The organism is Paraburkholderia sp. TE9906, assembly GCF_056279605.1.
The window spans coordinates 151,634-169,204 of the sequence record NZ_JBWCCT010000006.1 but is presented as its reverse complement, the minus strand read 5'-3'; the positions used below and the strand labels follow the sequence as shown (position 1 = coordinate 169,204).

15 protein-coding genes and 1 pseudogene are annotated in these 17,571 nt (G+C 62.4%); 5 read left to right on the top strand and 11 right to left on the bottom strand.

From position 1 onward, the window contains the following. Positions 1-53 precede the first annotated feature (53 nt). Together ACZ9H4_RS17660 and ACZ9H4_RS17655 are read right to left on the bottom strand one after the other, a co-directional pair. The gene (locus ACZ9H4_RS17660; RefSeq protein WP_408155327.1) at positions 54-1,307 is read right to left on the bottom strand and encodes an ABC transporter substrate-binding protein; all 1,254 of its coding nucleotides are present in this window, start codon (positions 1,305-1,307) and stop codon (positions 54-56) included. Positions 1,308-1,436: 129 nt separating this feature from the next. Continuing rightward, positions 1,437-2,576, bottom strand: a complete 1,140-nt coding sequence (locus ACZ9H4_RS17655) for an ABC transporter ATP-binding protein (RefSeq protein WP_476120013.1) — start codon at positions 2,574-2,576, stop codon at positions 1,437-1,439. Between the two features lie 202 nt (positions 2,577-2,778). On the opposite strand from ACZ9H4_RS17655, the gene ACZ9H4_RS17650 reads away from it, so the two are divergent. Continuing rightward, entirely contained in the window at positions 2,779-3,819 is a 1,041-nt protein-coding gene (locus tag ACZ9H4_RS17650) for a LacI family DNA-binding transcriptional regulator (RefSeq protein WP_408145506.1), read from the top strand. On the opposite strand, the gene ACZ9H4_RS17645 is transcribed toward ACZ9H4_RS17650, so the two are convergent. The 4 genes from ACZ9H4_RS17645 to ACZ9H4_RS17630 are packed head-to-tail and all read right to left on the bottom strand — an operon-like array spanning position 3,792 to position 8,159. Continuing rightward, a complete protein-coding gene (locus ACZ9H4_RS17645; RefSeq protein WP_408155333.1) occupies positions 3,792-4,520 on the bottom strand; it encodes a haloacid dehalogenase type II in 729 nt (242 codons plus the stop codon). The two genes, ACZ9H4_RS17650 and ACZ9H4_RS17645, sit on opposite strands and share 28 nt — an antisense overlap. 59 nt (positions 4,521-4,579) lie before the next feature. Further along, positions 4,580-5,584, bottom strand: coding sequence for a 4-hydroxythreonine-4-phosphate dehydrogenase PdxA (locus ACZ9H4_RS17640; protein WP_476120010.1), 1,005 nt, complete (start codon positions 5,582-5,584; stop codon positions 4,580-4,582). A 40-nt stretch (positions 5,585-5,624) separates the two neighbouring features. Then, the gene (locus ACZ9H4_RS17635; RefSeq protein WP_408155337.1) at positions 5,625-6,800 is read right to left on the bottom strand and encodes an L-rhamnonate dehydratase; all 1,176 of its coding nucleotides are present in this window, start codon (positions 6,798-6,800) and stop codon (positions 5,625-5,627) included. A 21-nt stretch (positions 6,801-6,821) separates the two neighbouring features. Then, positions 6,822-8,159, bottom strand: a complete 1,338-nt coding sequence (locus ACZ9H4_RS17630; RefSeq protein ID WP_408155339.1) for an MFS transporter — start codon at positions 8,157-8,159, stop codon at positions 6,822-6,824. 142 nt (positions 8,160-8,301) lie between these two features. Here ACZ9H4_RS17630 and ACZ9H4_RS17625 point away from each other — a divergent pair, with 142 nt between their 5' ends. Continuing rightward, positions 8,302-9,225: a LysR family transcriptional regulator gene (locus ACZ9H4_RS17625; RefSeq protein ID WP_408145496.1), complete on the top strand. Its 924-nt coding sequence runs from the start codon at positions 8,302-8,304 to the stop codon at positions 9,223-9,225. Between the two features lie 28 nt (positions 9,226-9,253). On the opposite strand, the gene ACZ9H4_RS17620 is transcribed toward ACZ9H4_RS17625, so the two are convergent. From ACZ9H4_RS17620 to ACZ9H4_RS17610, 3 genes are all read right to left on the bottom strand, one after another. Continuing rightward, positions 9,254-10,570 (bottom strand): MFS transporter, encoded by a 1,317-nt coding sequence (locus tag ACZ9H4_RS17620; protein ID WP_476120007.1) that lies wholly within the window; start codon positions 10,568-10,570, stop codon positions 9,254-9,256. A gap of 580 nt (positions 10,571-11,150) precedes the next feature. Further along, on the bottom strand, positions 11,151-11,717 hold the full coding sequence (locus ACZ9H4_RS17615) for a hypothetical protein (RefSeq protein ID WP_476120005.1): 567 nt from the start codon (positions 11,715-11,717) through the stop codon (positions 11,151-11,153). A gap of 12 nt (positions 11,718-11,729) precedes the next feature. Further along, complete coding sequence (locus tag ACZ9H4_RS17610) at positions 11,730-12,482, bottom strand: hypothetical protein (RefSeq protein ID WP_476120003.1); 753 nt, start codon at positions 12,480-12,482, stop codon at positions 11,730-11,732. Positions 12,483-13,566: 1,084 nt separating this feature from the next. On the opposite strand from ACZ9H4_RS17610, the pseudogene ACZ9H4_RS17605 reads away from it, so the two are divergent. After that, positions 13,567-13,662: pseudogene (locus ACZ9H4_RS17605) on the top strand (RraA family protein); the annotation flags it as partial. Positions 13,663-13,673: 11 nt separating this feature from the next. Continuing rightward, positions 13,674-14,072: a hypothetical protein gene (locus tag ACZ9H4_RS17600; RefSeq protein ID WP_408145484.1), complete on the top strand. Its 399-nt coding sequence runs from the start codon at positions 13,674-13,676 to the stop codon at positions 14,070-14,072. Between the two features lie 74 nt (positions 14,073-14,146). Here the strand turns inward: ACZ9H4_RS17600 and ACZ9H4_RS17595 are convergent, their stop codons facing one another. Beyond that, positions 14,147-15,139: an ABC transporter substrate-binding protein gene (locus tag ACZ9H4_RS17595; RefSeq protein ID WP_476120001.1), complete on the bottom strand. Its 993-nt coding sequence runs from the start codon at positions 15,137-15,139 to the stop codon at positions 14,147-14,149. A 95-nt stretch (positions 15,140-15,234) separates the two neighbouring features. Continuing rightward, the gene (locus ACZ9H4_RS17590) at positions 15,235-16,311 is read right to left on the bottom strand and encodes a zinc-binding dehydrogenase (RefSeq protein ID WP_476119999.1); all 1,077 of its coding nucleotides are present in this window, start codon (positions 16,309-16,311) and stop codon (positions 15,235-15,237) included. 193 nt (positions 16,312-16,504) lie between these two features. Between ACZ9H4_RS17590 and ACZ9H4_RS17585 the strand changes: the two genes are divergently transcribed. Next, positions 16,505-17,467 carry an AraC family transcriptional regulator gene (locus ACZ9H4_RS17585; protein ID WP_476119997.1) on the top strand — a complete coding sequence of 321 codons (963 nt, stop codon included), beginning with the start codon at positions 16,505-16,507 and terminating at the stop codon, positions 17,465-17,467. Positions 17,468-17,571 lie beyond the last annotated feature (104 nt).

Sequence of the window (17,571 nt, the reverse complement as noted above, 5' to 3'; positions counted from 1 at the left end):
TCGGGAATCGAAGGCGGGCGCCGGCGGCGGTTACGCCGCCGGCGCTGCGGGACTTACTTCTGGTAGATGCGCTTCCTGGTCGCTTCGAGGCGCGCGAGCACGGCGTCGAGTTGCGACGGATCGCTGTAGAACTGCTGCATGGCCTTCATGCCTTCGTCGGCCATTTCCTTCTGCATGTCGCGGTCGTAGAACTGCGCGATGCCGCCCTTGGTATTCGCGAGTGTCTGGAAGCCGACCTTCGAGATCGCGTCCTCAGGCTCGGCGGCCTGGCTGTTCGACGGCAGTTGACCCCAGCCCTTCGCGAGTTCGGCGTTGATCTGCGGCTGCTCCATGAATGCAAGCAGCTTGCGCGCGTCGGCCTTGTTCTTCGCCTTGGCGGGAATCAGCAGCACGTTCACCGGGCCGTCCTCGGCCATCGGCACGTTGGCGTCGATCACCGGGAAGCGGAAGAAGCCGATTTGCGGCTTGATCGACGGCGGCAGGCCCGCCGAGAAGAACGTGCCCATCAGCATCATCGACGCCTTGCCGCTCGTGAGGAACGGCGCGATCGAATCGAGATCGTAGGAGAGCGCGTTGTCGATGAAGTAATGATCGTCGATCAGCGTCTTCCACGTCGTGTAGACCTTCTTCACGCGCGGGTCGGTGTACGGAATCTCCCCGGCCATCAGCTTCTGATGGAACTCGTTGCCGTTGATGCGCAAGTTCAGATAGTCGAACCACGCGGCGAGCGTCCAGCTGTCGCGTGCGGCCACCGCGATCGGCGCCACGCCGATCGCCTTCAGCTTCTTGTTCGCCTCGAGAAATTCGTCCCACGTTTTCGGCTCGCTCCTGATGCCGGCCTTCTCGAACAGATCCTTGCGATAGAAGAAGCCGTACGCGTCGTAGCCGAGCGGCGCGGCGTACTGCTTGCCCTTGTACGTGGACGCTTCCTTGACCGACGCATACTGTTGCGACCAGCCGTTCTTGCTCCAGTCCGACGACAGGTCTTCGAGCAGGCCGCGTTGCGCGTAATAGGCCATCCGTTCGCCGTCGTGCCACGACACGACATCAGGCGGATCGGTGGCGAGCCAGCCACCCATCTGCACCTTGTACGCCTCTTCGGTGATGTAGGTCACCTTGAGATCGACGTCGGGATTGGCTTTCTTGAACTTGTCGAACGCGTCCTGCCACGTCGAGCGCTGGTTGCCGCGCGCCGATACATTGACGTTGAGCGTGGCAGCGTCGGCCGTGACGCTGGCTAACGCGCCGGCCACCAGGGCGGCGGCAATCGACACCTGGGCAAGACGGCGAAGGCGAAGAGCAATCATCTTGTGTCTCCTTAACTACCTTGTTGACTGACAGCGGATGGCTGTCAGCGAAGTAACCCGCTCTGTGGCGGAATTCGGCTGGGTGAACCCGGCGGCTTCATCGGGTTTCGGTATCCTGATTACCTCGGTTCAGGCGGCAATGCGCTCGGGTTCGAAGGCGCTACGCCGCAATGCGATTCCCTCTGCGTCGAACAGATGGCACGCGGACGGCGGAACATGAATGCGGATGCGCTCGCCGGAGCCGATCGGCGTGTCGCCGGCCGCCTTTGCGATCAGCGTGCCTGTCGCGTGATCCGCGTGAATGTAGCTGTGCTCGCCGAGCCGTTCCGAGAGCACCGTCGTGCATTGAACGAACTGCTCGTCGCCGTCGAGCCGCAAATGCTCCGGCCGCACGCCGAGCGTGACCGGCTGGCCGCGCTGCAAACGCTGGCCGTCCACGTGTGCGATCAGCTTTTCGCCGCTTTGCGCGAGCGATACCGTCACGCTGCCCGGCTCGATCGCATCGACCGTCGCGTCGATGAAGTTCATGCGCGGCGAGCCGATGAACCCCGCCACGAAGCGCGACTTCGGGTGGTGATACAGCTCGAGCGGCGCGCCGGTCTGGGCGATGCTGCCGAAGCGCTCGGCGTCCGCGCCGGCGTGCAGCAGCACGATGCGGTCGGCGAGCGTCATCGCTTCGACCTGATCGTGGGTCACGTAGACCACGCTCGCATTTGCAAAACGCTGATGCAGACGCGCGATTTCGACCCGCGTCTGGCCGCGCAATGCGGCGTCGAGATTGGACAGCGGTTCGTCGAACAGAAAAACGCCCGGCTCACGCACGATGGCCCGGCCGATCGCAACACGCTGGCGCTGCCCGCCCGAGAGCGCTTTCGGGTAACGCTCCAGCAAGCTGTCCAGTTGCAGAATGCGCGCGGCTTCGCGCACCTTGCGCTCGATCACCTCCTTGGGCTGCTTCGCGAGCTTCAGGCCGAACGCCATGTTGTCGAACACGGTCATGTGCGGGAACAACGCGTAGCTCTGGAACACCATCGCGACGCCGCGCTGCGCGGAGGGCACGTCGTTCACGAGATGCTCGCCGATGTGCAACTCGCCTTCGCTCAGGTCTTCAAGACCGGCGATCATCCGCAACAGGGTCGACTTGCCGCATCCCGAAGGGCCGAGGAAGACGCAGAACTCGTGCTGCGCGATCTCAAGATTGACGCGCCGGATTACCGGCGGATGGTCGCCGTATGATTTCTGCACGTCCGTCAAACGAATGCTCGCCATGCTGTCTCCGTTGGATTTAACCGCTTAAATTTTACAAAAAAATTAGCGTCCAACGCTTGTGCGACGGGCATTTAATCGCTTAAATTTGAGTTCGAGGGAAAAAGTCATGGCGGGTGTCTCCGTGTGTTTTCCAGAAACTTAGCAATGTCGCAGAATGCTTGCAACATTTGAATCGCATTCCCTGAATATGGGATAAACCACCATGGTCACGCTGTCCGAAGTGGCAAAGCGCGCGCACGTCACCGCCGCCACCGTCTCCAACGTGCTGCGCAATCGCGAGAAGGTCCGGCCTGAAACGGCTGAGCGCGTGCTGAAAGCCATCGCCGATCTCGGCTACCGGCCCAACCTGAACGCACGCGCGTTGGCCGAGGGCCGCTCGTCGACGCTCGCGCTGATGCTGTCGAACATCTCGAACCCGTTCTACCCGGAGTTCGTGTTGGCCGCCGAGCGCGCCGCGCGCAAGACCGGCCACTTCCTGATGGTCTGCAATACCGACGACGACGCCGAGATCGGCCGCGCGTATCTGAACCAGATCGCGGGCACGTTGGCCGACGGCGTGCTCGTGATGAACACCGACATCACGATCAACGATCTCTGTGCGTCGGCCATGCACAGCGCGCCGATTCTGCTGGCGATGTGGGAGCACCCGGAGTCGCCGCCCGCGCTGCCGTGCATCGCGGTGGATTTCGCGCATGCGGGCGAACTGGCCGCGCGGCATCTGCTCGAACTCGGCCATCGCGAGATCGGCCTGTTGATCGGCGACGGTTGCGGCGGCTTGCAGGATGCGCGCTCGAACGGCTTTCGCGCGGCGATGCGCGCGGCCGGCATCGAGGCGGATGCCGCCGCGGTGCTGCAGATCCGCGACTCGATCGATGCGGGCTACGCCGCCTGCATGCAGTTGATGGCGAACCGTCCGCACCTGAGCGCGATTTTCGCGACCAACGACCTGCTCGCGATCGGCGCGGCGCAGGCGTTGATCACGCTCGGCCGCGCGGTGCCGGACGACGTGTCGGTGATCGGCATCACCGACATTCAACTCGCGCATCAGGTGCACCCTGCCCTGACCACGGTCGCGATCCAGACCGCGGCGATCGCGGAGTTGTCGATCGACAGTCTGATCCGCCTGATTCAGGCGCCCGAGCAGCAACCGTCGATGGTGCTCGCGCCGTTGCCGGAACTGGTGGTGCGGGCATCGACGGGACCACGGCGGGCCAATCAGAGTTTCTGCCGCACTGCCTCCTGATGCGCTTTCACGAGCTCGGCCATGCTGTTGAAGCGGAAGTCGACCTTCGGCGGCGAACCCGGGTTCATCGTCGCGCCGAAGCCTTGCTTCGCATGCCGGCGATAAATCCAGCACGACGCCAGACCGAATTCGTTGGCGGGCTGGTGATCGTGAAACAGGCTCTCGGCCGTGTGCAAGATTTTGTCTTTGCCGATGCCCCGCTCGCCGAGTTTTTCCAGCATGTATTCGAAATTGCGCGGCGACGGCTTGTATGACCCGACGTCTTCGGCGGTGATGATCGCGTCGAATTCGACCTGCAGTTTTGCGTTGCTGTAGGTGAAGCTCTCGTTGTCGACGTTCGACAGAATGACGAGCTTGTAGTGCTGCTTCAGGTACTGCAACGCCGCAGCCGAATCGTCGAACGCAGGCCAGTTGCGGATCGACTTGCCGTACGCGACACAGTCGGCGAGCGTGTAGGGCACGCGCCATTCCTCGGCGAGACGCTTGTAGACGATCGGCAGCAGTTCCTGATAACGCCGCGCTGGCGTGTACTTCTGCTGCGACGACTCATGCCGCGCGTGCGCTTCGAGCACCTGGTCGCGCGTGAGTTGCGGCTCGACGCGCTCCAGCAGCGGCCGCAAGCCTTCGAAGATGCCGGTCTCCCAGTCGATCAACGTTCCGTAGCAGTCGAAGGTCAGCGTATCGAAGTCGGTCAGTTGCATAGGGGTTTCCTCATCGGATGAAGGGCACGCGCTGCGCGTCGAACCCGCCAATCATGCGCTCATCGGTCCACGCGGTCCATTGCCATCCGCGTGACGATGTCGAAGGCCTTCTGCGTCGCGCCGACATCGGCCATGCCCCGGCCGTGTATGTCGAACGCGGTGCCGTGCGCGGGCGTCGCGATTGGAACTGGCAAGCCGCCGTGCACGGTGACGCCGCGCCAGAAGCCCATCAGCTTCATCGCAATCTGGCCTTGATCATGGTACATCGTGACCACGCCGTCGAACGCCTTCTGGTCGCGCGCCCGTACGAAGATCGTGTCGGCGGGGAACGGTCCCTGCGCGTCATAGCCGAGCTTGCGCGCCGCTTCCACTGCGGGCGCGATCACATCGATCTCCTCGCGTCCGAACGCACCGTTATCGCCATTGTGCGGATTGAAGCCGCACACCGCGATGCGTGGCGCCGGATTGCCGGCGCGTTTCAGGCCGTCGTGAATCAACTGCACCGCGCCGACGATCCGCTGTTCCGACAGTTTCTCGCTGACGTCCTTGAGCGCGATATGCGATGTAACGCGTGACGTCCACAGTTCATCGAGCACGTTGAACTCACAGAAGCTGCCCGTGTAGCCGAGTTGCCGTGCAAACCATTCCATCTCGTCGCCGGTTTCCATGCCGGCCATATGCAACGAGGTTTTGTTGACCGGCGCAAACAGCATGCCTTGAGTGACGTTGTTCTGCGTGAGCGCAAGCGCCTGCGCGAATGCTTCCAGGCTGTAGCGGCCGCCGCGCCCGGTGGACACCGCGCGCTCATAAGGCAGGTCGTCCGGCAAGCGGAAGTCGAGCAGCGACGGCACGCCCACGTGCCGGAACGCGGCGTCCGCGTGGTCCACAACCTCGTACTCGAAGCGCTGATCCGCGATCTGCATGCCGGTCTCCAGCTCGCGCCGGTCGCCGATGATCAGCAGCTCGGCGCGCGCACGGTTGCCGGCCTGCGCGAGCAAACGCGCGATCAGTTCGGGACCGATGCCGGCGGGGTCGCCGAGCAGCACTGCAATGCGTGGTTTCATGTTGCTTATCCTGTTCCTTTTGTCGAGCCGGCAAGCCGTCTTACTCGATGATATTGAAATCCGAAAGATGTTTGTCGCTCAACGTGATGCCGAGGCCCGGCGTGTCGTCGGAAAGCTGCAGGTAGCCTTTCTCTGGACGCGGCTCGCCTTCGAAGATGTAGTAGAACAGTTCGTTGCCGACTTCCACGTCGAACACCGGGAAGAACTCGGACATCGGGCTCGCGGTGCTCGCCATCGTCAGGTGATAGTTGTGCATCTGCCCCGCGTGCGGAATCACCGGCACCGACCACGCTTCGGCCATCGCGTTGATCTTGCGCGCCGCGGTGATGCCGCCCACGCGGTTCGTGTCGTACTGGATCACGTCGACCGCGCGTCGTTCGAGCAGATCCTTGAAGCCGTAGCTGGTGAACTCATGCTCGCCGCCGGACACGGGAATGATGTTCATCTTCTTCAGTTCCTGATAGCCCTCGACGTCGTCGCCGATCACCGGTTCTTCGATCCAGCGCGGATTGAACTCGGCGAGACGCGGCAGCATGCGCCGCGCGTACTCGAGCGTCCAGCCCATGTAGCATTCGAGCATGATGTCGACCTCGTCGCCGGCCAGCTCACGCAACAGCCGCACCTGTTCGATGTTTTTCGCCATCCCCTTCGGGCCGTCTTTCGGACCATAGCCGAAGCGCATCTTCATTGCGGTGAAGCCGTCTTCGAGGTAGCCCTGCGCTTCGCCGAGAAACGCGTCGCGGTCGTCGTTGTTGTAGAGCTTCGACGCGTAGCACCAGATCTTCTCCTTGGTGCGCCCGCCGAGCAGCTTGAACACCGGCTTCCTGACCGCCTTGCCCATGATGTCCCACAGCGCGATGTCGACGGCGGAAATCGCCGCCATGCCGATGCCTTTGCGGCCCCACGCGAGCGTGCGGCGATACATCTTCTGCCAGATGTACTCGTTATCGAACGGGTCCTCGCCGATCGCGATCGGCGCGAGGTATTCGTCGATGATCTGCTTGGCGACGCGCGGCGCGAGCGCGCAATTGCCAATGCCGACCGTGCCGTCGTCGCATTCGATTTCCACCACCAGCCAGCCGTGGAAGCGGAACGAACCCATCGCATCGCCGCGCTCGTAGAGAATGTCCACCGCGTTCGTGCAGAAATGCGCCTGAGGCGGCACGACCTTGCCTTTCCATTCAAAGACGCGCGTGCGGATGTGCTTGATTTTCATGTCGATGATTCCTCGAAAGAGTTAATGGCCCTGGCGTTCGCCGAGCGGTACGGGATGATGGGAGACGGATGCGGACGGGCGCGGCGCGCGCCGGAACGTGAGCAGCAACGCCGCGCCGATCAGACCGACCGCCGACAGCGACAGCATCCCGGCTTGCGGCGAGCCGGCCCAGTGTTCGGCGAGGCCTTTCAGATTGGGCGCGACGAAACCGCCGAGGTTGCCGATCGAATTGATGAGCGCGATGCCGCCCGCGGCTGCGGCGCCGCCGAGATAGCCGGTCGGCAAGGTCCAGAACAGCGGTTGCACGGAAACGAAGCCGATCGCCGCGACGCAGAATGCCCCGAGCGCCAGCACAACGGACGAGGTGAGCGCGGATGCGCCGATGCCAAGCGCCGCGAGTGCGAGCATGGCCGCCGCCCAGGTCCGGTGATGGCCGTGGCGATCGGCCATGCGCGTCACACAGAAAGTGCCGACGATCGCCGCGATCCACGGAATGGCGGTCAGCAAGCCGACCTTGGTGCCGACATGACCACCCGTGAGTCCGGCGATGCGCGTCGGCAGATAGAACACCACGCCATAGACGCTCATCTGAACCGCGAAATAGATCAATGCACAAAACAGCACGCGCGAGTCGCGCAACGCGGCGAGCACCGAAGCCGGACCATGCGCGAGCTTGCGCTCGTCTTCTTCGCGCAGGGCGCGGTCCAGCGCATCACGTTGTGATGCATCGAGCCAGGCGGCTTTCGAGGGCCGGTCGGTCAGATAGAAATACGCGACGACGCCCACCACCGACGCCGCCAGGCCTTCGACAACGAACAGCCATTGCCACGGCAGCAGTCCGAACGGATTGCCCGAGTCGAGCAGCAGACCTGAGAGCGGACTGCCGAGCAGCAACGCGAGCGGGAAGCCGAAATAGAACATGCCCATCGTCTGCGAACGGATTTTCGCGGGAAACCAGTTGGACAGGAACAGAATGATGCCGGGGAAGAAACCCGCCTCGGCGATGCCGAGCAGCGTGCGCAGCACATAGAAACTGGTTGCGTCGTGGACCAGTGCGGTACACGCGGACACGATGCCCCATGTCACCATGATGCGGCTCATCCAGACGCGCGCGCCGAAGCGGTACATCAGCAGATTGCTCGGCACCTCGAATACGGCGTAACCGATGAAGAAGATGCCCGCGCCGAACGCGAAGGCCGCGTCGCTCAAACCCGTGTCGGCCTGCAGCACATTCTTCGCGAAGCCGACGTTCGCGCGATCGATAAAGGCCAGCACGTACATCAGGATCAGAAAGGGCAGCAGCCTCGTGCGCGCTTTCACAATCGCGCTGTCGAGCGCCGCGCTGGCGGTCGTCATCATGCTTCGTCTCCTTGAATTTATTTATCGACCCGGCTTGTCAGTGTAAGCCGCGAGTCGTTCGATAGCCGCTAGTGTGCGAAACTATCCAATAACTGACCATTGAATAAATCGAATCAGCTGATTCCCTGGAGTTATCGCTCACATGATCGCGCCCGCCTCCGCCATTCGCAAACGTCTGCGTCTGCGTCATCTGCAATTGATGGTCGCACTCTCGGAGACCGAATCATTGCGGCGTGCCGCCGACGAACTGGCCATGACCCAGCCCGCGGCCACCAAAGCCTTACAGGAACTCGAAGACACGATCGGCGTATCGCTGTTCGTGCGGCATGCGCGCGGCATGGAGCCGACGGTCTTCGGCGAGGCCGTGATGCGTTATGCGCGCGTGGTGTTCGAAGATCTCGACGAGTTGCGCGAGGAACTGGCCGCCATCGAGGCGGGCGACATCGGCAAGGTGCGCATCGGCGCGGTGATGGCGCCCTCGCCCGAATTGTTGACGCATACCATCGTCAAGCTGAAGGAAGCGCATCCGCGTCTGCAGATGGCGGTGACGATCGACACCAGCGACGTGCTCGTGCAATCGTTGCAGCAGGACCAGCTGGATATCGTGATCGGACGGATCCCCGATGGCTTTCCGGCGCTGGACCTGAGCTTCGAGACCTTGTCGGAAGAGGCGTTGTCGATCGTCGTGCGCCCCGATCATCCGGCTGCGCTCGCGACCGTGCGCCCGAAGCTCGCGGAGCTCGCACGCTATCCGTGGATCATTCAGCCGCACCCGAGTCCGATGCGGCAAGTGATCGACCAGACCTTCCGCGAGTCGCGGGTCGCGCCGCCGGTCAGCACGGTCGAGACGTCGTCGATTCTGACCACGCTCTCGTTGCTGCGCGACTCGGACATGCTCGCGGTACTGCCCAGTTCGGTCGCGCAGTACTACGTCGAACTCGATGCGATTGCCGCCGTGGCTACGCCGCTGCGCGGACGGCTCGCGCCCTATGGTTTGATTCTGCGCAAGAACCGGCGCATCACGCCGGCCACGCAGCTGGTAATCGACTCGATTCGAGCGGCGTGAGCGGCGTTTCAGTGCATCCGGTCGGCGGTCAACGCTCTGAACGCCCGGCGAATTCGAGTTCGCCGCGATTCGCAAGATCGTCGGAAGCGCTTACCGTGTCGAGTGGAATATCCGGCCGCATGAAGAACGTCGCGACGATTCCCACGGCGAGCAGCCCGAGCGAGCCGGCAAACGGCAGCGTCCAGCTTCCCGTGCGATCCACCACGAGGCCGAACACGATCGGCGTGAAAATCCCCGCTACCGCCGAGCCCGCATTCACCAGCCCGCTCGCGACGCCGACGTGTTTCGGCGTGATGTCCATCGGCACGGCCCACACCGGTCCGATCGTCATTTCGAGGAAGAAGAACGACAGGCTCATGCAAGCCGCCATCACCGGCAAGGACTTCACCACCATGACCGGTGCGAGGAACACCAGCGCACCGAGGAATGCGCCGATGATCACGTTGCGCCGCGCCGCGACGACATTGCGCGTGCGCTTCAGCACGCGGTCGCTGATCACACCGCCCGCCGTGTTGCCGACCACGCCCGACAGAAACACGCCGGCCGAAAACATCGCCGAGCTTTTCAGATCGAGACCGCGGCCGTGCATGAAGAAGGTCGGCAGCCACGTGAAGAAGAGCCAGCCGGTCCATCCATAGCAGAAGTACACGAGCATGGTCGGCCCGATGCGTTTGAGAAGACGCCGCCACGGTGTGGGCTCGCGCGTTTTCTCGACCACTACCTTGCCCTCCGGCGGCAATTCCGCTTCTTCCTGCGGCGTCATGTGGCGGTGCTTGCGCGGGTTGTCGGTGAAATACCATGCGTAGACCACGACCCACACGAACGTCAACGCACCGACCACGAAAAACGACGCACGCCACGACGAATACGCGACCAGCAACGCGACGAAGGGCGGCGTGATGGCATTGCCGAGCCGCGAGAACGAATGAGTCAGCCCTTGCACGAAACCGCGCTTGCTGGAGGGGAACCAGTTGGTCAATGCACGCGCCTGCGCCGGCAACGCCGCGCCTTCGCCGATGCCGAGCAGCATGCGCGCACAGAACAGCGAGACGATACCGCCCGCGAGCCCGGTGGCGACCGTCGCGACGATCCAGATGCTCGCGCAGGTGACGAGCGTGAGCTTCGCGCCGAAGCGGTCGCTGACCCAGCCGCCGATCACCTGGCAGATCGTGTACGTGTACGCGAATGCCGCGAAAACGAGACCCACGTGGGTGTTGCTCAAATGCAGGTCGTCGCGGATCAGGCCCGCCGCGGCCGACAGATTGACGCGATCGAGATACATGATGAACGACATCGCGCACATGATCGCGAGAATCGCTCGACTGACTTTGGGTCGATGCAACATTGTCTCTGTCTCCTCCGGATATTTCGCCTCGTTGCCCCGTATGACTCGGGATTCGGGCTGACCGATGCGTCCAGCCGGCTCAGGGAGCGCGGCGCTCAGTTTTGTGCGGCCATTATCTGGACACCAGCGATAATTGACCAATGAATTGTTTCGATACTGCGATCACCGGTGGTTATCGCTGAAGGTGACCGCAGACAGGATGCCGCATCGCTGGCACGCCGTGCGCTCACGCACGAAGCGCGGCGCGGCGCGGCGCCATGGATGCTGTGGTGCCATCAGCGGATATCGCGCGGATTGCATGCGCTACGCTGATTCGAGAGGTAGACGGACAGCGACGCGTTTGCTACGTTGACCGTGACGCTTGGAGAGCAGGTGCGCGCCGAAGCGATCCGGCGCGGCGGCGAATGGAAACGGCACGCCGCTCATACGCCGATCTTGCACTGAAATCGTACGGGCGCAGAGCATGCGATGGGGACCATTTGCGCTTCGTGTTTGACGAAGTGTTCCGTGTGAACAGCTCGCCCTGGAACATTGCAGTCCGCGTCCCGGCTTACTGATGTGAACTGGCGGGCATCAAGGATTACCGCCTTCGTGCAAGAAGAAGCGACACCAGCACAAGTGTCATTGCAGCGGCAACACACAGAAAAACTGCGGCTCGGTTCCATCCATTGGCGTAACCAACTAAAGCCGGTCCAAGCAACATAGCGGCGAGAATCTGAATCAGCTTCTCCCGCAAGCCAAGCTCAAGAGTTGGCCTGCGAGCCAACCAGAAGGTCGGCCCGCGCGTGCATGAGCAAATCCACGCTTTTGACTGTCTGTCACGAATCAGTGCCATCGCGAACAAACGCAGGACGATGCAAGCACCGATCACAAGAAAGGCCCACGCACCAATGCGCAGAAGCCAAGGCTTACCGAAAGGCCACCAAAATAGGCTCAGAGGCGCAAGTAAGAAAAAAGTACCGTAAGCCCACCTACGCCGCCGTAAACAACCTATCAGCACTACTGGATGAACGCAGACCGCGCCCGCCAATGCGACTATACCGACGGATGCCAGGGATTGTGAGTGAATCAGCACAACGACAATCGCCAGTTCGCACGCGGCGGCCAAAGACCACACCGAGAGCGCCAGTTTGAGGCGTGTAAGCATTGGCCTCATTTTTTACCTGAACTTGACGTTCTTACAGTAGTCCATCCCGCTGACTATATCCCCCCACCCTTCCTTGACGCTCAGGTATCGGCAGTAGTTTTCCTTGTAGGAGTTCTCATTCACTGGCGTCATGCTACCGGGAATAGGCGAGTAACTCATAAACAGAGGCCCCGTCGTGCCTTGATCACTTAAAGAGACGAACAAGCCCTGCTGGTTAAGAATTTCGTCGTAGGTAGCCAAAGTGACGGTCTGCGAGCTCGGTACAGTGGCCCAATAGAGTGACGAACTGGCGGTGGAGATTGGGTCGACGATTGGTAAAGTGTTCGGCATGGCAGTTCCTAGCCAGATTTTTAACGAAGGCAGGTAAGGTTGAGCGGCCGCCTGCACGTCTGCCGCGAGAGCTAGCGCCGCGACTGTCAGAGCGACCCCTTCGCCAATTTCGGCCCACACCAGCATTTGCATGACCACTGCGCCCGATCCTGAAACGAGCGTCAGCACGTCACCCGGCTGAACCCTCTTCTTTGGATCAGTCCAGTCGGCGACAATTTTTGCCATCGCAGTTGTGGCTAGCAGACCGTTCGACACGATTCTAACCGGCTGCAGCATTGGAACGATGTTTGTCACTACTGCCAGCACACCGACACTACTCTGTACGATTGATAGCGAATCCGAACCAGTATGTGCAGCGTCCAGCAGCGTCTGATAAGTATTCAGGTTGTTTGATCCTGTCTCCAACACCTGAATTGCAAATTCCGAATGCGCCATATTTATTGCGCTCTCGATTCGTTGTCCCAGGGTGCGATGCTGTTCACAACGCCACTGACCGCAGGTGCCGTTGATGCTTCCTGTCCAATGACGTACCGATAGTAAAGCTGTGTACTGCCGGCAGGTGGTGCGTAAGGGACTTGCGCGATAAACGATTTGGATGCTGTCAGCATGACTGGCAGGTTGTCCACTATCTGCTGAAAACTCCTGTCCGTGGCAATCTGCAGATTCGCTGCAATGTCAGCGCCAGGCTTGTCGAAGTTCACCAGACGGACCCAGAAAACCCATGTTCCATCTTTCCGCTTTTTTGCCGTGGCGCCGTTAGTTAGCGCGCGTATCCGCGGTTCATGGCATTGCTTGCAGGAGGATTGGCAGGAGCCGCGCGCACGCCTACGGAGAGTGCAGTCACGGAGGAAATGGCGCCAACCCGAATAAATCGTCGTCGGTTTATCATCGTTCTATCTGTGTTCTCGGCAAGGGAGGGGTGCGTGATCAACGTATCGTAGTCACCCAACAACCATAACGCGGCCAAGAACAGCAAAAAAATCGGACAACTCTCAAATCTGCTGGAAGGCAGAGGGCTGCTTGAACAGACGCCACGAGGAGGTAAGCGGGTTATCTTGACATTCACAACATTTGATTTGATATGCTAACAAGTGTGTAGCGTGAAAGTCTCGACTCACAACCCGCCATGTATAGGTTTTTTCAGTTTAAGGGCAAACCTTTTCTGCGCTTTGCCGGCCCTTTCATCGATGATGACGCACGAATCCCGTCTGCTGACAGCGTAGACCGCCGTCAACGGGACGCATTACTGCGCACTTCAAAAATTGCCGCATGCATTCCGATTCGCAGATCGAGCAAGTGCCAGTATCGCTGCACGAATGGGGGCAGGACAAAACCGATACTGATCGCCGGGCATGGCCGCGTGCTCGCTGCGCGTCAACGCGGATTGACCGAAGCGCCGGTTATAGTAGCGCGGGGCTGGACCAATGCGCCAAAGCGCGCCTACGTGTTGGCGGACAATAAACTCGCGTTCAGAATGGGCGTGGCGACGATTGCGCTCATCAACACCGTCGCGCACTTCGGCGCAAAAGAAGCGGCTGCGCTGGCGTCGATTGCCGACGGCCGTTTCGACCGCGCGTGGGTCGCTCCCCAGCGGGACCGGATGATGAACCCCTGACTGTGAGCCACATGGCGCAATACCTGACCGCTGCAACCCTGCTCGAACTCGCGCGCGCGGCGCAAACGCGCGCCACCGCGCCTTGCGCATGCACGAAAACGCCCCTGGACGGCTGGCAATCGCAGCCGCTGTCGCTCGACGAAACGCAGTTCGAGGAAATCGGCACGCTGTTGCCGGAAGACGATCCCGAGCCGACCTTCAGCGAGTATCTGCCGGGCAAGACGACCTACTGGGCGGCCGATGCGCCGATCGCGCCGCGCTACTTCCCGTACAACCGCTGCGCGCTCTGGCAGTGCTCGTTGTGTACGCGGCTTTATCTGCGCTACGTCGAAGGCGGCGGGTATTTCGTCGATCGCAGAATCCGTGCGGTGCGGGCGGAGTTGATCGAAGACGTGCCGCTTCCGGCGTGATGCGCGTAGCGTGACGAACGTTTCGGCATTGCGCGTCGAGGCGTTCGTCATGCGCAGATACAGCGACGCACCACTCAAACGCTCGCGATATGCGTGTCGGAAATCGCGCGCACGTCGATACGGCGCGGCAGAATCGCGTCGCGGTTCGCGCTGTCGGCGACCTTCTGAAGCGCGGCAATGTCGGCGTCGGTGACGAAATGCTGCTTCAGCGACGCGCGCTGCGTGATCCGCTTCGCGGCATCGAAAGGCGAGCGTGTCAGCGTCGCGTAGATCTGTGCGTACGCGTCGGGGTTGGCCAATGCCCAATCGCCCGCGCGTTGCAGTCTCAGCAGAAAATCGGCGATCGCCCTGCGTTTGTCCGCATCCGCGAGCGCGGCGCCCGAGGCCGTGATAAACCCCAGCCCGCTATTGATGCCAGTGCCGTCGCGCAGAATTCGCGCGCCGCGTTGCACGGCGATGCCGTAGTAAGGATCGAACGTCGCCCACGCTTCGATCGATCCCGATGCGAATGCCGCGAACGCATCCACAGGCAGAATGAAGCGGACCGTCACGTCGTCTCTGGACAGTCCCGCCTCCGCAAGCGCGCCATAGAGCTGGAACTGCGAAATGCTGCCGCGCGCCGACGACACGAACACCGTGCGCCCTTTCAGATCCGCCACCGTCGCGATCTTCGAATTCGGTGCGACCAGAATGCCCAGTTGCGCGCCCGAGCCCACACGCGTTGCGACGATCTTCAACGTGGGATCGCCGAGCGCGGCCGCGAGCACCGGCAAGTCGCCCGCCGGCGCGAGATCGACGGCGTTCGCGCGTTGCGCTTCGAAGAGCGGCGCCGCGCCCTGAAAGTTGGCCCAGCGATACGCATACGGCGCGCCGTCGAGCACCTTGGCGGCTTCGACGAGCGCGCGCGTGCCGCCCGCCTGGTCGCCTAGCACGAGCGTGGTCGACGCGCCCCCGGCTGCATGCGCACTACGTGAAGCAAACACGCTCGCGGCGAGTGCCGGTGTTGCGCCGAGCAGTTTCAGCGCACGGCGTCGCTGGAAAAACGACTGGGAAACGGATGCGGCCATATGCCCTCGCTGACGATTGAGTGACAAGCGTAGCGGCGGTCGCGGGTCGTGGGAACGAATCGATTGCGATATGTATATGAGCGCTCGCGTGAATATCATTGCTCGTGGTCGATAACCACGCATTCGAAGCTGCTCGCGCAAGCCGCCGCCTCCATCGCTTCGGGCAGCGCGGGGAGCGGATAGACACGCGGATGCAGCCTGGTGAGATCGAGCTGCCCGCTGCGAACCAGGTCGAGCAGCCGGCGATACGACTCACGCGGATACATGAACTGGCCGAGAATTTCCCAGCCGTTCAACATGACTTCGGTATAGGGAATCGGCAGCGGCACGGCCATGCTGCCCATCAGAACCAGCCGGCCGCCTTGCGCGAGACCGCGTAGCGCGGCCAGCGTGAGATTGGGATCGCTCGCATTGCCGACCATGTCGAATGCCATCTGCGCACCGCCGTGCGTGGCCTCGCGCAGCGCTTGCGCGTCGGCCTGCACGTCGCCGGTGGCCGTGACCGTGACGACCCGCGCACGGTCGAGCGCCGCAAGCGCCTCGAGCGCCCGCGCATTTCTGCCGACCGCGACGATCCGGCTCGCGCCCATCGCCAAGGCAAGCAGCACGGCGCCGGTGCCATAGGCGCCCGTCGCGCCGGACACGATCAGCGTTTCACCGGCGGCCAGCCGGCCGCGCAACAGGCCGCCGAACGGCACGATGCAGCGGGTGGTCATCGCGAGCTGCACGGAACTCAGACGCGGCAGGTCGTCGGCCGGCGTCACCGCGCTGGCCGGATACGAGGCGTATTCGGCCAGCGTGCCGTCCGGCCAGTCGGCCTGCACGCGCTCTGCTGCCGCGCCGTTAGCGGTCACGCCCAGCAAAACCTGCGCGGGCTCCCGCACGTTTTCCTGCGCGACGAAATACGACGACAAAACGACACGCTGCCCGGGCCGCAGATGCCACACGTCGCGACCCACCGCATGTACGACACCCACGCCATTGCCGCCCGGGACGAACGGCTGTGACGGCACGTGGTAGATCGGCAGTTTGCCGTCCACGTAGGCCTTCATATACGACATCAGCGAGGACGCTTCGACGCGAACCACGACGCCGCCCGCGCGCGGTTGCGGAACCGGAATGTCGTTCAGGCTCAAGGCGCCGCCCAGCCGTTCGAGTTGCCATGCTTTCATCGAAGAGATCCTCCGTGTATGCGCGTTGCCACGCCTCGCCTGTTGCTGCATGAAACCGCTCGTGGATAAGCGGGGGAAAACGCAAACATGTCCGCAAGCCGCACGGCTCGTCGCGTGAATGGCACTATGATCCCGCCAAAAAAGCTCCGTGCCTATAATGGAAAAGCCCTCATTCCTCTTAGACCGTACATTTATGGATGCGCTTTCCGACGTACTCTCGATGCTGCGCGTGAGCAGCGTGCTGTCGTCCCGGTTCGAAGGCAGGGGGGCGTGGGCGTTCCGCTTCCCCGCGTATCAGGGCATCAAGTTCGGTGGGGTGCTGGCCGGCCGCTTTCATCTGTGGATCGAAGGCAGCCAGGCGCCGCTGACGCTCGAACCCGGCGACTTCTACATGCTGACGGACGGTCAGCCGTTTTATTCGGCAAGCGACCCAGGCCGTGCGCCGCTCGATGGTCCGGCAACTTACCGCAGTATTCGCAGCGCGGACGGCGTCGTGCGTTATCGCGGTGAAGGTGAAAGTAATGGCGATGGTGAAGGCGGCACGCGACGTGATCACGACCGCGTGACCATCGCGAGCGGCCGCTTCACGTTCGAGAACGACGTCACAGGCAAGCTGTTGAGCCATCTGCCGCCGCTGATTCATCTGCGCGCCGCGGAGCTGGGTTCGCAGGCGCTGTCACGCGTGCTCGATCTGCTCGAATGGGAAACGACCGGCCTGCATGCGGGTGCGGACATCGCGCGCAGCAGTCTTGCGGCGCTGGTGCTCGTGCACGTGCTGCGCACCTATCTGGCGTCGACCCCGCAGCCGCAGGGCTGGCTCGGCGCGCTTGCCGATCCGAAGATCGGCAGCGCGTTGTCGATGATGCACGCGCAGCCTGGCGAACGCTGGACCGTCGAGAGCCTGGCGTACGCAGTGGGTATGTCGCGCACTGCGTTCGCGACGCGCTTTCGCCGCCAGGTGGGCAGCGCGCCCGTCGAATACCTCGCGCAGTGGCGGATGACGATCGCATGTTCCGCGCTCAAGCACTCGGAAGAGTCGCTGACCGACATCGCGTCGCGCATCGGTTATTTGTCCGATACTGCGTTCAGCATCGCATTCAAGCGCTCGACCGGGCAGAGCCCCGGCCGCTTTCGCGCGCTCAGCCGCGAGCCGTGATGGTTGCCGGACGGCGCCGGGCACTTCGTCGGCGGCGCGCCGATAGAAAGTGAGTAACAGGGTGCCGTTTTTGCGTTTCCAGTCAGCTTCCGGCACCCGCTCGC